15 protein-coding genes are annotated in these 14,169 nt (G+C 70.9%); 8 read left to right on the top strand and 7 right to left on the bottom strand.

Translation table 11 applies throughout. From position 1 onward, the window contains the following. Positions 1 to 48 precede the first annotated feature (48 nt). The 3 genes from AB0N03_RS31770 (at position 49) to AB0N03_RS31780 (ending at position 2,209) form a co-directional block, all read left to right on the top strand. On the top strand, positions 49 to 720 hold the full coding sequence (locus tag AB0N03_RS31770; protein WP_364379150.1) for an SGNH/GDSL hydrolase family protein: 672 nt from the start codon (positions 49 to 51) through the stop codon (positions 718 to 720). 413 nt (positions 721 to 1,133) lie between these two features. After that, the gene (locus AB0N03_RS31775; protein WP_364379153.1) at positions 1,134 to 1,739 is read left to right on the top strand and encodes a sigma-70 family RNA polymerase sigma factor; all 606 of its coding nucleotides are present in this window, start codon (positions 1,134 to 1,136) and stop codon (positions 1,737 to 1,739) included. After that, a complete protein-coding gene (locus AB0N03_RS31780; protein WP_364379156.1) occupies positions 1,736 to 2,209 on the top strand; it encodes a carboxypeptidase regulatory-like domain-containing protein in 474 nt (157 codons plus the stop codon). Before AB0N03_RS31775 ends, AB0N03_RS31780 begins: the two co-directional genes overlap by 4 nt. Here AB0N03_RS31780 and AB0N03_RS31785 read toward each other — a convergent pair. Together AB0N03_RS31785 and AB0N03_RS31790 are read right to left on the bottom strand one after the other, a co-directional pair. Beyond that, a complete protein-coding gene (locus AB0N03_RS31785) occupies positions 2,206 to 2,970 on the bottom strand; it encodes a polysaccharide deacetylase family protein (protein WP_364379159.1) in 765 nt (254 codons plus the stop codon). The two genes, AB0N03_RS31780 and AB0N03_RS31785, sit on opposite strands and share 4 nt — an antisense overlap. 103 nt (positions 2,971 to 3,073) lie before the next feature. Then, a complete protein-coding gene (locus tag AB0N03_RS31790) occupies positions 3,074 to 3,526 on the bottom strand; it encodes an SRPBCC family protein (RefSeq protein WP_364379162.1) in 453 nt (150 codons plus the stop codon). Between the two features lie 66 nt (positions 3,527 to 3,592). Here AB0N03_RS31790 and AB0N03_RS31795 point away from each other — a divergent pair, with 66 nt between their 5' ends. Both AB0N03_RS31795 and AB0N03_RS31800 read left to right on the top strand, forming a co-directional pair. Next, the gene (locus AB0N03_RS31795; protein ID WP_364379165.1) at positions 3,593 to 5,560 is read left to right on the top strand and encodes an FUSC family protein; all 1,968 of its coding nucleotides are present in this window, start codon (positions 3,593 to 3,595) and stop codon (positions 5,558 to 5,560) included. A gap of 24 nt (positions 5,561 to 5,584) precedes the next feature. Next, the gene (locus AB0N03_RS31800) at positions 5,585 to 5,794 is read left to right on the top strand and encodes an antitoxin (protein ID WP_364379168.1); all 210 of its coding nucleotides are present in this window, start codon (positions 5,585 to 5,587) and stop codon (positions 5,792 to 5,794) included. Between the two features lie 8 nt (positions 5,795 to 5,802). On the opposite strand, the gene AB0N03_RS31805 is transcribed toward AB0N03_RS31800, so the two are convergent. The 3 genes from AB0N03_RS31805 to AB0N03_RS31815 are packed head-to-tail and all read right to left on the bottom strand — an operon-like array spanning position 5,803 to position 9,361. Continuing rightward, the gene (locus tag AB0N03_RS31805; RefSeq protein WP_364379413.1) at positions 5,803 to 6,756 is read right to left on the bottom strand and encodes a prephenate dehydrogenase; all 954 of its coding nucleotides are present in this window, start codon (positions 6,754 to 6,756) and stop codon (positions 5,803 to 5,805) included. A 50-nt stretch (positions 6,757 to 6,806) separates the two neighbouring features. Beyond that, positions 6,807 to 8,819, bottom strand: a complete 2,013-nt coding sequence (locus AB0N03_RS31810; RefSeq protein ID WP_364379171.1) for an NADPH-dependent 2,4-dienoyl-CoA reductase — start codon at positions 8,817 to 8,819, stop codon at positions 6,807 to 6,809. Further along, a complete protein-coding gene (locus AB0N03_RS31815) occupies positions 8,816 to 9,361 on the bottom strand; it encodes a PadR family transcriptional regulator (RefSeq protein ID WP_364379174.1) in 546 nt (181 codons plus the stop codon). Before AB0N03_RS31815 ends, AB0N03_RS31810 begins: the two co-directional genes overlap by 4 nt. A 115-nt stretch (positions 9,362 to 9,476) precedes the next feature. On the opposite strand from AB0N03_RS31815, the gene AB0N03_RS31820 reads away from it, so the two are divergent. Then, positions 9,477 to 10,415: a patatin-like phospholipase family protein gene (locus AB0N03_RS31820; RefSeq protein WP_364379176.1), complete on the top strand. Its 939-nt coding sequence runs from the start codon at positions 9,477 to 9,479 to the stop codon at positions 10,413 to 10,415. On the opposite strand, the gene AB0N03_RS31825 is transcribed toward AB0N03_RS31820, so the two are convergent. Together AB0N03_RS31825 and AB0N03_RS31830 are read right to left on the bottom strand one after the other, a co-directional pair. Beyond that, positions 10,412 to 11,254 (bottom strand): SAM-dependent methyltransferase, encoded by an 843-nt coding sequence (locus AB0N03_RS31825; protein WP_364379178.1) that lies wholly within the window; start codon positions 11,252 to 11,254, stop codon positions 10,412 to 10,414. The two genes, AB0N03_RS31820 and AB0N03_RS31825, sit on opposite strands and share 4 nt — an antisense overlap. Beyond that, positions 11,251 to 11,700 (bottom strand): MarR family transcriptional regulator, encoded by a 450-nt coding sequence (locus AB0N03_RS31830; protein WP_364379180.1) that lies wholly within the window; start codon positions 11,698 to 11,700, stop codon positions 11,251 to 11,253. Before AB0N03_RS31830 ends, AB0N03_RS31825 begins: the two co-directional genes overlap by 4 nt. Positions 11,701 to 11,855: 155 nt before the next feature. On the opposite strand from AB0N03_RS31830, the gene AB0N03_RS31835 reads away from it, so the two are divergent. Both AB0N03_RS31835 and AB0N03_RS31840 read left to right on the top strand, forming a co-directional pair. Next, a complete protein-coding gene (locus AB0N03_RS31835) occupies positions 11,856 to 12,818 on the top strand; it encodes an alpha/beta hydrolase (RefSeq protein ID WP_364379183.1) in 963 nt (320 codons plus the stop codon). 145 nt (positions 12,819 to 12,963) lie between these two features. Continuing rightward, positions 12,964 to 14,169, top strand: coding sequence for an alpha/beta hydrolase-fold protein (locus AB0N03_RS31840; RefSeq protein WP_364379186.1), 1,206 nt, complete (start codon positions 12,964 to 12,966; stop codon positions 14,167 to 14,169).

Genomic DNA, 14,169 nt, shown 5'->3' on the forward strand with positions numbered 1-14,169 from the left:
CCGCCGCCACCCTCAACGGAGGCGCTTCGCCACTGTTCTAATTCCGGAATGGTGATCCTCGCTCAGGCCGTCTACGTCAAGCGGAAGACCCCGCGGCTCCCGGGCGCGGCGGGCCCGGCCGAGGGACTCGTGCCGGGCGACGGCGAGCCCTTCCGCCTGGCCGTCCTCGGTGAGTCCACAGTGGACGGCGTGGGCGCGGCCGACCACGAGGAAGCGCTCACCGGCTGCCTCGCGCGCGAGATCGCGCGCGAAGGCCGGGCGGTCCGCTGGCAGGCGGTCGGCCGGACCGGCGCCAACGCCCGGACCGTCCGCGCCGAGCTGGTCCCACTGGTCCGCCCGGCCGACCTGGTGGTCGTCGCGCTCGGCGTCAACGACACCATCGAGCTCCGGACGGCCGCGAGCTACCGCCGTGACCTGCTGGAACTGGTGGTGGAACTGCGGCGGCGCCTCGGCCCGGTGGACGTCCTGCTGGCCGGGGTGCCGCCGATGTCGCGCTTCCCGGCGCTGCCACGGCCGCTGCGGGACGTCCTCGCGGCCCGCTCGACCGCCCTCGACGCGGCGGCCGCGTCCCTCGCGAAGATCTCCGGCGTCCGGCACCTGCCGATGGACCCCGTGCTGCTCGATCCCGCGGCTTTCGCGTCCGATCGCTTCCACCCCGGGCCGGCGGGCTACGCGCGGTGGGCGCAAACGCTTGCCGAAGCACGTTCGGTGATCAGTTAGCCGCACTGCGTCGATCTTCAAAAAAAGTTCGCGGCTCGTGTATCTGGCTGCCCCGCCACTGCGTCCTGTGGAGCAGCCAAGCACGGATGGGAACACGGCAGGGGGTGCCGAGTTCGAAATGCGCGGTGGCCGGGAGCCGAGGGGGCTTCCGGACACCGTCGGCCGGGTGCCCTTCGGGGGAGGGGACATCCGGCGGGGCCCGTTGGGGAGCGGGCCCTTGAGGGAGGGGAGTACCGGTCGGCGCGGGTCACGCGTCGGCCGGTACCTCCCTCAGTCGTCATTGACCGGAAGCGCGACCGACGAAGTAAGTGACCTTGATGTATCCGAGATCCACCTGCACGCTCCTTCCCCCCGAAGGACCCGCGATACTGCCGAAGCCGACTCGAAGACTTTTCCGAAGAGGGGCAGATACGGTGACCGACGTGCAAACCACAGAGGTAGACCCGCCTTGGGAGGGCTTGACCGGCGCCGAGCTGCACGCCGCTTGCATGCAGGCCGCCCGGGACGGGGACCGCCGCGCGATGGACCGCCTCGTCGCCGAGCTGACCCCGCTCGTCTGGCACGTCGCCCGGGCCAACGGCCTCGACCGCTCGATCGCCGAGGACGTCGTCCAGACCGTGTGGCTCGCCCTCTTCAGCCAGCTCGGGAAGCTCAGAGACCCCAAAGCCCTCGCCGCCTGGCTGATCACGACCACCCGGCGCGAGGCCACCCACCCCTTCGGCCGCCGCGTGCAGCCCGTGCCGCTGAGCGACGAAGTCGCCGAGGCCATGCCGAGCACCCAACCGGCACCCGAAGACGAAGCCGTCCGCGCCGACCGCGACCGCCGGGTCTGGCGCGCCTTCGTCCGGCTGCCCCACCGCTGTCAGGATCTCCTCCGGCTGACCGTGCTCGCGGGTCGAGCGGAGTACCAGCTCGTCGCCGAGGCGCTGCGCATGCCCCGCGGCAGCGTCGGCCCGACCAGGGGGCGCTGCCTCGACCAGATGCGCGATCTGCTCGTCAGTGAAGGGGGAAGCCGATGAACGACCTCGGAACGCCGGGCGAGGCCTTTTCCGACGAATTGATCCTGGCCGGCATCGGCCGCTTCCTCGACGAGCTGGACCCGCCGCCGGACGACCTGGTGCAGCGGGTCCAGTTCGCGCTCGCCCTCGAAGACCTCGACGTCGAGGTCGCGCGGTGGGAGCGGCTGGACAACCTCGCCGGCGTGCGCGGCGGCGGCACCGGCACGATCACCTTCACCGTCAGCGACCTGACCGTGATGATCAACCTGACCAAGATCGGCAAGCTGCACCGCATCGACGGCTGGCTGGTGCCCGCCGGTCAGTACGGCGTCGAGGTGCGGGTCGCCGAGCACGGCACGTCGTCCACGACCGCCGACGAAGGCGGCCGGTTCGTGCTCGACAACGTGCCGCGCGGGACCACGCAGATCCTCGTGCACCTCGGGGACGTGACGTGCCGCCGGACCGTCGTGACGCCGACGGTCGTGCTTTAGCCCAGGAAGTCGGCGAGGGGGACGGGCGTCAGTCCGTCCTTCTTCGCCTGCTCGACGAACGCCGTGTAGTCCTCTTCGAAGGTCTTGCGGAAGTGCATCAGCACGACGTCGCCCGGCTTGAGCTTGTCGCCGGCCTGGAACTGGACGTGCCCGTCGTTGACCGCGGCCGTCCACAGCACCGCGGCGCGCATCCCGCACGCCGCCGCCGCGCGCAGCGTGTTCTGGTCGTAGTTGCCGAACGGCGGCCGGAACAGCGACGGCCGCACGCCGAGCCCGCGCTGGAAGTCGTCCGCGTCGTCGCAGATCTCCTTGCGCTGGAACTCGTACGGCTTGCCCTTGAGGTTCGGGTGGTCGACCGTGTGGTCGCCGAGCGTCGCGCCGGTGGCGTCGAGGATCTGCTTGAAGTAGGCCTCGTGGCCCTTCACGTACTTCTGGTTCAGGAACAGCACCGGGTGGGTGCCGTTCTGCTGCATCAGCTTCAGCGCGTCCGGGTCCTTGACCGCGCCGTCGTCCATGGTGAGGAAGACGTACGGCTTGTCGGTGGTGATCCGGCGGACCACCGGGACCTGGCCGTTCGCGATCGCCGGGGCCTTTTGCTGGACCGTCCCGAACGGGTACGGCCCCGGCGTCGTCGCCCCCGGTCCGCCCCCGGGCGCCGGGTTCGGCTGGCTGGTGCCGAACTCCCGCTGCGCCGGCTCGCTCGCCGAACAGGCTGTCAGTGCCAGTGCGGCCGCGACGACCACCGCTGCGACGCGCTTCATCCCGCGTCCCCCTTCCGCGTAGTGCAGAACTACCCGAAAGGGTGACGCGGAGGTGGTGGGTCAAGTTGCGTCAGGTGATCTTGTGTGGCCCGGACCACGCAGCTCAACGCCGGGTTTCGGCCGCCTTGACCAGCTTGCCGGAGAACAGCCGGATCACCCGTTCGAGTCCGGCGGCCAGGATCGGGCCGCTGCCCTTGACCGGCTCGGTGAACGACCCCGTCCACCGCAGGTGCGTGCCGCCGCCGTCGGTCGGCGTGAACAGCACCTCGGCGCGGTAGTCCTTGATCGGGTTGCCGCCGAAGAACGTGTAGACGTGCTTGTGGCCGGGTTCGTACTCGAGCGTCTCCTCGCGGATCAGCACCGGCCAGAGGCCGACCTCGCGGACGGCGCCGACGCCGGCCGGGTCACCCGCGCCCTGGCGCTTCCAGCGGGCCTGCACGATGAGTGGCTTTCCCCACTTCGCCCAGCTCGGCCCGTCGGCTTCGAGCGCGAACAACGCCGACGGCGACGCGGTGCTCGTGCGGTTGACCTCGAAGGAGAACTTGCGGCCCGGCATCGACCCTCCAGCTTGTTGACAGGTTGATAATTAAGCGTTCCGCGCAGCGTAGGTCAAGATGGGGGCGTGAGCACGCCGCGTCCCGACATCGCCGCGCCGCACTGGCTGACCCAGCTCCTGCGCAGCAAGCCGGTCCCGGTGCCGTGGAACATGGTCGCCCGCGCCGTCATCGCGCTGGCCGTCCCGCTCGCGGTCGCCTACGCGGCCGGGAACATTGCCGTCGGCGCGCTGATCTCGACCGGCGCGCTGCCCGCCGTGCTGTCCGAGTCGGCCGGGCCGTACCGCTACCGCGCCCGCCGGCTCGGCGGCGCGACGCTGGCGGCGACGGCCGGGTACGTCGTCGGGCTGCTCACCGGCGGCACGCCCGCGCTGTCCGTGCCCGCGGTGATCCTGGTCGCGGCGGTGTCCGCGCTGATCAGCGCGGCCGGCAGCAACGCCTCGGTCGCCGGGCTGCAGATGTTCGTGTTCTGCGTCCTCGGCACCGGCCAGCACGCGACCGGCGTGCGCGTCGAGATCCTGTTCGGCTTCTTCTGCCTCGGCGCGGTGTGGAGCCTCTCGGTGGCGCTCGCCAGCTGGACGTTCCGGGCCACCAGCCCGGAGCGATCCGCCGTCGCGCACGTCTACGTCGAGCTGGCCGCGATGCTCTCGGCGACCGACGAAGCCGTCTCGCGGGTCGCGCGCCACCGGCTGACCACGGCGATGAACACCGCGTACGACCAGCTGCTCACCGCGCGCTCGTGGCTGTCCGGCCGCGACGCCGCCTACCGGCACCTGCTCAACCTGCTCTCGGCGACGACGCCCGCGGTCGAGGCGTCGGTGGCGATGGTCAACTCCGGCCGTCGCACGCCCCAGGACGTCATCGATCACTTCGTCGCGCTGTCGGCGACGGTCCTGGCCAGCCAGCCGCTGCCGGAGCCGCCCCCGATGCCGGACGACGACGCCGACCCGGTGCTCGCCGCGCTCTACGCCGGCCTGGTCCGGATCGGCAAGGGCGACGACCGGAAGCGCCGGGAGCCGACGCCCTGGTACCGGCGCCTGCGGACGTGGGCGGGTTCGCTCGCGTCCGGCCCGCTGACGTGGATCGCCGCCCTGCGGCTGACGCTGTGCGTCGCGATCGCCGAGATCGTCGGGTTGCTGGTGCCGTTCGAACGGTCCTACTGGATCACCCTGACCGTCGGGATCGTCCTCAAGCCCGACTTCGGCTCGGTCTTCGGCCGCGCGGTGCTGCGCGGGATCGGCACGGTCGTCGGCGTCGGGGTGGGTGCCGTCGTGCTCGGCGTCGGCGGGCACGGCTGGGTGCTGGTCGCCCTGATCACGATCTTCGCCGGCGGCGTCGCGGTGGGGAAGGTGCGCAACTACGGCATCCTCAGCGCGTTCGTGACGCCGTTGATCATCCTGCAGATGGACCTGGCGAACACCGGCAGCTGGAACGTCGTGGTCGCGCGGCTGGTGGATACCGTGCTGGGCTGCGTGATCGTCCTCGCCTTCGGCTACCTGCTCTGGCCGGGCAGCCGTCGTCCCCAGGTCGGCGGCCGGCTCGCCGACGGGCTCGACGCCGTCGCGAAGTACGTCTCGTGCGCGCTGGTCGAGGCCTCGGAAGGGGACGCGCGGCTGGCGCGCTCGCGGGCCCGCCGCGGCGCCTACCGGGCGCTGGCCGACCTGCGGACGGCGTTCCAGCAGGTCGTCGTCGAGCCGTCCGCGAACGGCCGCCAGGCGGTGGCGTGGTGGCCGGTCATCGCCGCGCAGGAACGCGTCGCGGACGCCGTCACCGAGGTCGGCGTGACGATCGGGCGCGGGGTGGCGCCGCCGGAGCCCGGGGACATCGAGCTGCTGACCGCCGCTTTGGGCGAACTGGCGTCGGCGATCCGCGAGCAGCGCGAGCCGCGGTCGATGCCGCTGCCGGACCGCGAGCAGCTGGCCGGGGTGGTGGATCAGCTGGAGTCGGCGTTCGACGCCGTCCGCGGTCCCGACCTGGTGGAACGCACGCCGCCGCGGCTCGTCCGGCGGTTCCTGCCCTACCACCGGCGCACGTGACGCGGGTGCTGTTCAATTGCCCCCATGGGAACCGACTTCGATGCGTTGAAGGGCAAGGCCGAAGAGGCCCTGCGTGAGCACGGCGACAAGATCGAGGGCGGCCTCGACAAGGCGGGTGACTTCGCGAAGTCGAAGTTCGCCGGGCACGACGAGCAGATCGACAGCGGCATCGAGAAGGCGAAGAGCTTCCTCGACAAGTTCGACGACAAGCCGGACACGCCGCCGGCCCAGTAGCTACTGGGTTATTGGACCTCGCCGGTCGCGATCCCGTCCGCGAGACCGGTGATCCGGCCGCCGCGTTCGCCGAGCGCGATCAGGCCCTGCCGCGCGTCCGGGGCCGAGAGGCTGATCCGGACGCCCGCGCGCTCGACGTCGAGGCTGGCGGCCAGCGCTTGCGCGCCTTCGTACCCCGCGTTGATCGTGGCCGCCAGCCCGCCGGTCGAGGCCAGCGAACCGCGCGCGGCGCCGAGCCGGCCGAGAGCTTCGTCGACGATCGGCAGCAGCGCGTCCCGGTTGCCTTCGGTCATCGCGCGGACGAGCTGCGGGTTCGACCCCGCGACGCGCGTCCCGTCGCGGTAGGACCCGGCGGCCAGCGACATGGCCAGCGGCCCGCCCTCGGCGCCGATCGTGGCGAGGATCGCCGCGAGCAGGTGCGGCAGGTGCGAGATCCGGGCGACGGCTTCGTCGTGCGACTCGGCGGGCAGCGGCACGACGTGCGCCCCGACGTCCAGCACGAACCCCGCGACCTCGGCCCAGGCGTCGAGATCGGTGTCGTCCTCGACGGCGACGACCCAGGCCGCGCCCTGGAACAGCGCGGCGTCCCCCGCCAGCCAGCCCGAGTTCGACGTCCCGGCCATCGGGTGCCCGCCGATGTACCGCGTGTACGGCACGCGGCGGCGGACGGCGTCCAGGACCGGCGCTTTCACGCTGGTCACGTCGGTGAGCAGGCAGTGCGACGCGTGCTGGGAGACCAGGCGCAGCAGGTCCTCGACGGCCGGCAGCGGCACGGCCAGCACGACCATCGCGTCCTCGGCGGCGACCCGGTGCAGCGCGGCTTCGACGTCCGTCGTGACGTCGAAACCCGCTCTGCTGGCCGCGTCGGCGTCCACTTCGGAAACCGCGGCGCCGAACGCCGTGCGGCCGCTGGCGGCCGCCGCGCGCAGCAGCGAACCGCCGATCAGCCCGAGCCCGATCACGCATACGTCTCGCACGGGGCCCATCCTGCCAGTGCCGGACGCTTCCCGGGCTACAGCGCGGCGGCGAGCCTCGTTCCCTGGTCGATCGCGCGTTTCGCGTCGAGTTCCGCGGCGACGTCAGCACCGCCGATGAGGTGCACCGGCAGCCCGGCGGCGCGCAGTCCGTCCGCGAGGTCCCGCACGGGTTCCTGACCGGCGCAGACGACGACCGTGTCGACTTCCAGCAACCGCGGCGCGCCGTCCACGGTGAGGTGCAGGCCGGCGTCGTCGATCCGCTCGTACGTCACGCCGGTGAGCTGCTCGACGCGCTTCGCCTTGAGCGCGGCCCGGTGCACCCAGCCCGACGTCTTGCCGAGCCCGGAACCGATCCCGGACTTCTTGCGCTGCAGCAGGAAAACCTGCCGCGGCGACTGCGCGGGCTTCGGCTTCCCGAGCCCGCCCGCCGCCTGTTCCGGGTCGGTGACACCCCACTCGGCCATCCACGCGTCGAGGTCGAGCGCCGGCGAGTCCGTGTGCGTGAGGAACTCGCTGACGTCGACGCCGATGCCGCCGGCCCCGATCACCGCGACCCGCTCGCCGACCGGCTTCCCGTGCCGCACGACGTCGACGTAGGACAGCACCTTGGGGTGGTCGATCCCGGGCAGCGACGGAACGCGCGGCGCGACGCCGGTGGCCAGCACGACCTCGTCGAAGCCGGTGAGGTCCTCGGCGGTCACGCGGGTACCGAGGTGCAGCTTCACACCGGTCACCTCGACGCGCCGCCGGTAGTAGCGGATCGTCTCGGCGAACTCCTCCTTGCCGGGGATCTTCCGCGCGATGCCGAACTGGCCGCCGACCTCGTCGTCGGCTTCGAACAGCTCCACGCTGTGGCCGCGTTCGGCCAGCGCGGTCGCCGCCGAGAGCCCGGCGGGCCCGGCGCCGACGACGGCGACGTGCTTCGACCGCCGCGTCGGCGACAGCGTCAGCGTGGTTTCGTGGCCGGCGCGCGGGTTCACCATGCAGGACACGAGCTTGCGCTTGAAGGCATGATCGAGACAGGCCTGGTTGCAGGCGATGCACGTGTTGATCTCGTCCTCGCGGCCGCTCTCGGCCTTCCGGATCCACTCGGGGTCGGCGAGGAACGGCCGCGCCATCGACACGAGATCGGCGTCGCCGCTGCTCAAGGCTTCCTCGGCGACCTGCGGCATGTTGATCCGGTTGGACGTGACCACCGGGATCCCGACGTGCGGCTTGAGCTTCCCGGTCACCCACGTGAACGCCGCGCGCGGCACCGACGTCACGATCGTCGGCACTCGGGCCTCGTGCCAGCCGATGCCGGTGTTGATGATCGTCGCGCCGGCGGCTTCGACGTCCTTCGCGAGCGCGACGACGTCTTCCCAGCGCTGGCCGTCCGGGACGAGGTCGAGCATCGAAAGCCGGTAGATGATGATGAAGTCGTCGCCGGCCTTTTCCCTGGTGCGCTTGACGATCTCGACGGCGAACCGGCGGCGCTTCTCCGGCGTGCCGCCCCAGGCGTCGGTGCGCTTGTTGGTGCGCTCGGCCAGGAACTGGTTGATCAGGTAACCCTCGGAGCCCATGATCTCGACACCGTCGTAGCCCGCTTCGCGCGCGAGAGCGGCGCAGTCGGCGAAGGCGTTGATCTGCTGACGTACGCCTCGACTCGTGAGGGCGCGCGGCCGGAACGGGTTGATGGGCGCCTTGATGCTCGACGCGGACACGCTCAGCGGGTGGTAGGCGTACCGGCCCGCGTGCAGCACCTGCAGCGCGATCTTGCCGCCGGCCTCGTGGACGGGCGCGGTCAGCCGACGATGTTGCCGGGCCTCGGCGGACGTCGTGAGCTTGGAGGCGAGCGGCAGCAGCCAGCCGGTGCGGTTCGGCGCGAACCCGCCGGTGACGATCAGCCCGACCCCGCCGCGGGCGCGTTCGGCGTAGTACTCGGCGAGCTCGGGGAAGTGCGCGGCCTTGTCCTCGAGGCCGGTGTGCATCGAGCCCATGAGCACGCGGTTGCGCAGCGTCGTGAAGCCGAGGTCGAGCGGGGCGAGGAGGTTCGGGTACGGGCTCATCGGGCGTCCTTGGGGTGGTGGAGGGCGGCGAGCACTTCGTCGAACCACTCGACCTGGCCCTCTTCGACGCGGATGCCGCCGCGCAGGACCAGGTATTGGTGCAGGTGCCGGCCGGTGAGTGCGGCGGGTGCGGGGAAGTCGCGCTTCTCGATCTGGCGGTAGACGTCGAGGCGTTCGGCGTGGTGCGCGCGATGCCGGACGATCTCTTCGGCGACCTTCGCGGGGTCGCCGAAGGTCGCTCCGCGGATCTTCACGGCGAGTTCGACCGGTCCGGCCGACGGGTCCGGTTCGGCCAGCCAGCGGACGAGTTCGGCGCGGCCGCCGTCGCTGACCGTGTAGACCTTCTTGTCCGGCCTTCCCGACTGCGCGACGACGTCGACAGCGACCCAGCCGGCCTCTTCCATCCGCTTCAGCACGCGGTAGATCTGCTGGTGGGTGGCGCTCCAGAAGAGTCCGATCGACTTCTCGAAGCGGCGCGTGAGCTCGTAGCCCGAGCCGGCGCGCTCGGACAGCGAGACGAGGATCGCGTGCTCCAGTGCCATCCTCGGAGCATCCTATGCAACGAGTTGCAGTGCAACGAGGCGCGCATCACTTCACCCCCTGAGGGGAGCTGTGACATTCACAAAACGGGTCGACTTCATCGGCGAAAAGACCAGGATGGGAAGGGTGCACCCGGTACTCGAACTGATCTCCGAACGGATGGCGACGGGCAGCGTGCCGGGCGAACGCACTGACGGCCGGCGCCTCGCACTCGCCGTCGAAGGCGGCAGCAGCCGCGGCACGTACTCGAGCGGCATGGCCCTGGCGCTGGACGAACTCGGCGCTGTCCCGGTGTTCGACGCCGTCTACGGCTCCTCGGCCGGCGCGCTCAACGGCGCCTGGCTGCTCAGCGGGTGCTCGTCCACCGGCGTGCGGACCTGGTGGAACCCCGTGGTCATGCGCCGGATCATCAACCCGCTGCACACCCTGCGCGGCCGCGCGGTGATCGATCTCGAATACCTCGTCCACCAGGTCTATTCGGTGCTGGAGCCGATGGACTTCCCGGCGATCCTGGCCAACCCGGTGACGTTCCACCCGCTGGCCACCGACGCGGACACGGGGGAGTCGACCGACCTGCACCCTTTTCTCGACGACGTCGACGCGGTCAAGGTCGCGCTCGCGGCGTCGTCCTGCATGCCGGTACTGGCCGGCCCGCCGATCCCGATGGCCGGCCGCCGGTTCGTCGACGCGGGCGTCGCCGAACCCATCCCGTACCGCACGGCGCTGGCCCAGGACGCGACCGACGTCCTCGTGCTGCGCACCCGCCGCGCGGACGAGCTGCCGCTGCCGCCACCGAGGGCGTACGACGTCGTCGTGCCGCGCTTCCTGCGTCGCCAGGCCCCGGGCGCGATTCCCGCGTGGCGTGACACCTTCCGGCGCGACGTCGAGGACGAGGACGTCCTGGCGTCCGACCCGCGGATCTTGAGCATCCGCCCGGCGGCCGGCTCGCCGGACGTGGCAGTGCTGGAGCGCCACCCCGAGGTGCTGCGCAAGGCCGTGGAGCTCGGCAAGAGCGCGGTGCTCGACGTGCTGGAAGGGCTACGCGAAGCTTCTTAGGGCTTGCGCGCGATGCCGCCGATGACCCGCGACTCCGACGGCGAGCCGGCGAACACCGTGCGGTCGTCCGGATGCCACGCCGGCGCGTAGACCAGCCCCGGTTCCAGCATCGGCCAGCCGCCGAAGAAGCGTTCGAACTCGGCCATCGGCCGCAGGAAACCCGGGTTCGTCGTGGTCTCGTAGTACTCCAGCAGGTCGGCCAGCGCCTGCCGCTCGTCGTCGTTGACCGGGTTCTCGTTGGTCATCTGCGACAGCACCAGCAGCGAGCCGGACGGCAGGCGGTCGCGGTAGTACGCGAGCAGCTCGTCCGGGTTCTGCTCGTCCTTGATGAAGTGCATGACCGCGTTGATCACCAGGGCGACCGGCTCGCGCACGTCGATCACGTCCGACGCGGCCACGCGGTCCCAAAGGTCTTCGGGCTGCAGGAAATCCGCGGCGATGGCGTGGTGGCGCTCCGGGTCGGCGGTGTCGGCGAGCAGCAGCGTCGAATGAGCGAGGGCGATCGGCTCGTTGTCGATGTAGAGCACGCGCGTATCGAGCTGCGCGCTGGCCTGATCTGCGACCTCGTGGACGTTGCCCGCGGTCGGCAGGCCCGAGCCGATGTCGACGAACTGCCGGATGCCGGCGCGCACGCACTCGCGCACCGCGCGGCCGAGGAACTGGCGGCTCGTCAGGCAGTAATCGCCCATGAGCGGCAACCGGGCGCGAACCTTCTCGGCGAACTCGCGATCGATCGCGTAGTGCGTGTTCCCGCCGATGAAGTAGTCGTAGATCCGCGCCGCCGACGGCCGGTCGAGGCTGCTCTCGACGGCCTTCAGGGCATCGTCGTGGTTGATCATGCCGGTGTCAGAGCCTCCCGATAGGCGTTCACCGACTCTGTCAGGCGATCGAGCTCGGCGCGCATCCGGGCCACCCCGGCGTCGTCAAGGCCCATCGCCGCGCCGATCACGTCGGGGATGCCCTGCGCCTTATCGCGCAGCGCCCGCCCGGTTTCGCTCAGGCTGACGCGGACCGACCGCTCGTCGTCGGCCTGCCGGTTCCGGATCACCAGGCCCGCGGTCTGCAGCCGCTTGAGCAACGGCGAGAGCGTGCCCGAATCGAGGTTCAGCTCGGCGCCGAGCTCCTTCACCAGGCGATGGTCCTTCTCCCAGAGCGCCAGCATGACCAGGTACTGGGGGTAGGTCAGGTCGAGGTCCTCCAGGACGGCCCGGTACAGCGACGTCACCGCGCGCGACGCCGAGTACAGCCCGAAGCAGAGCTGGTCGTCCAGTCGCAGCGATGCCATGGCGTCCTCCTATCTCTCGACGCTCCATGGTCCTCGCCCTGGTGCTGTGCGGCAACTTAAGTGCGCTGCATCTCATTGGGCGTCATTCAGTTGTGCACAACTCAGTTGGGGGCTACGTTTGTGGCATCAGCTCGCACCGCCCCGAGGAGGACGACATGACCGCCAACCCGCACAACCTCGCCCTGGAACCGGCCGCACAGGCGTTCGCCGAGGCCACCGACCAGCCGCCGTACCTGTTCCAGCTGCCGCCGGAGGAGGGGCGCAAGGCCGTCGACGGCGTCCAGGACGGCGAGGTCGCCATGGCCGACGCGTCGGTCGAGGTGCTGCAGGTGCCCGGCGGCCCGACCGGCGAGGTCGAGACCCGGATCGTGCGCCCGGCCGGCGTCGACGGCCCGCTGCCGGTGATCGTCTACATCCACGGCGCCGGCTGGGTCTTCGGCGACTTCCACACCCACGAGCGCCTGGTGCGCGAACTGGCCGCCGGTGTCGGCGCGGCCGTCGTCTTCCCGGAGTACGACCGCTCGCCGGAGGCGCGCTACCCCGTCGCCATCGAGCAGAGCTACGCCGTCGCGAAGTGGGTTGCGTCGCACGGCGCTTCGAAGGGGCTGGACACCTCGCGCATCGCGATCGCCGGCGACTCCGTCGGCGGGAACATGACGGCGGCGCTGACGCTGCTGGCCAAGCAGCGCGGCGACGTCACCTTCCGCCAGCAGGTGCTCTTCTACCCGGTGACCGACGCGAACTTCGACACCGAGTCGTACACGAAGTTCGCCGAGGGCTACTTCCTCGGCCGCGAGGGCATGAAGTGGTTCTGGGACCAGTACACGACGGATCCCGCGCAGCGCGCGGAGATCACCGCGTCCCCGCTGCGCGCGTCGCTCGACGAGCTGGCCGGGCTGCCGCCGGCGCTGGTGATCACCGGCGAGGCGGACGTGCTTCGCGACGAAGGTGAGGCGTACGCGGCGAAGCTGCGTCAGGCCGGTGTGCCCGTCACGGCCGTGCGGTACCAGGGGATCATCCACGACTTCGTGATGGTCAACGCGCTTCGCGAGACCCACGCCGCCGAGGCCGCGATCACCCAGGCGATCACGGTGCTGACGCGTTCTTTGGAGAAATAACTGAGAAAACGCTGAGTCCGCACCGCGTTGCGGCCCTATGACGCAACTCACAGGGCCGCAACGCGCATGCCTGCTCAAACGTGATATATACGCGACTCCCGATCGATCCGGGCGCGCATTTCTGCCCGCCCGGAAGGACCGAACGATGAACCTGAGCAGCATCCGGCTGGACTCGCCGGTCAACATGATCGTGGTGGTCGTGCTGACGCTGCTCGCGATCATCGCGGTCCCGTGGTGCTGGGACCGCTGGAAGCGCAAGCGGTTGTGGCGCAGCGCCACCGTTCTGCTCGCGGTCGTGCTCCTGGTGCTCACGACCGGCATGGCGGGCAACATGATCGGCGGGTTCTTCCCGACGGTCGGGTCGCTGCTCGGCACCGGTGTGTACTCCGGCCAGGGCACCGACGCGGAGGCCGCGCAGAACGGCGAGGACCTCGAAAAGCTGCGCGACACGGGGGTCGCGCACGCGCGTGACGGCAAGGGAACGGTCGTCCACATGAAGGTGACGGGCCGGCGCACCAAGCTGACCCGCGACGTCACGGTCTACCTGCCCCCGCAGTACTTCGACGCGGCGTACAAGGAACTGCGGTTCCCGGTGGTCGAGTGGCTCCCGAACTACCCGTCCGGCCCGGAGGTCTTCGCCGTCTACGGCATGCCGCAGCAGCTCGACACGGCGATCGCGCGCAAGGCGCTGCCGCCGTCGGTGGTGATCGTCCCCGACCCGACGGGCGTCCCGAAGGTCGGCCACGACACCGAATGCGTCGACGAGGTCAACGGAACGGCGAACGACACGTACCTCACGGCCGACCTGCGCGACTGGGCCCTGCAGAAGCTCGGGGTGTCGCCGAACCGCCGGGCGTGGACGATGGCGGGCTGGTCCTCGGGCGGCTACTGCGCGATGAACCTGGTGACGCGCCACCCCCAGTGGTACGGCCAGGCGGTCAGTGTGAGCGGCTACGACAAGGCCCAGGTCGACGCCGAGACGGAGGATCTGTTCCACGGCCGCCAGGACATCAACGACGCGAACAACGTCCGGGTGAACGTGCGGCTGCACCCCTCGCCGGTGGAGATCCTGGCGATCTCGGGGGAGAAGGAGAGCTACGAGAGTTTCGCGATCGACCAGATCCGCGCGGCGGCCCGGCCCCCGCTGCAGTTCTCGTCGTGGCGCATCCCGGACGCGGGGCACAACATGAACACGTTCAAGTCGCAGATCCCGGACATCCTGACGTGGATCGGCGCGCACACCCTGGCGCCGTCCCCGGCCGGCCGACAGGTCGAGACCACCGGTGGCGTGGTGCCGTGGCCACTGCCGCGCTCGGGCGCGCAGGGAGCGCTGGCGGACACGGACCAGTAG

Origin of the sequence: Amycolatopsis sp. NPDC051061, assembly GCF_040682935.1 — a bacterium.
Classification (GTDB): Bacteria; Actinomycetota; Actinomycetes; order Mycobacteriales; family Pseudonocardiaceae; genus Amycolatopsis.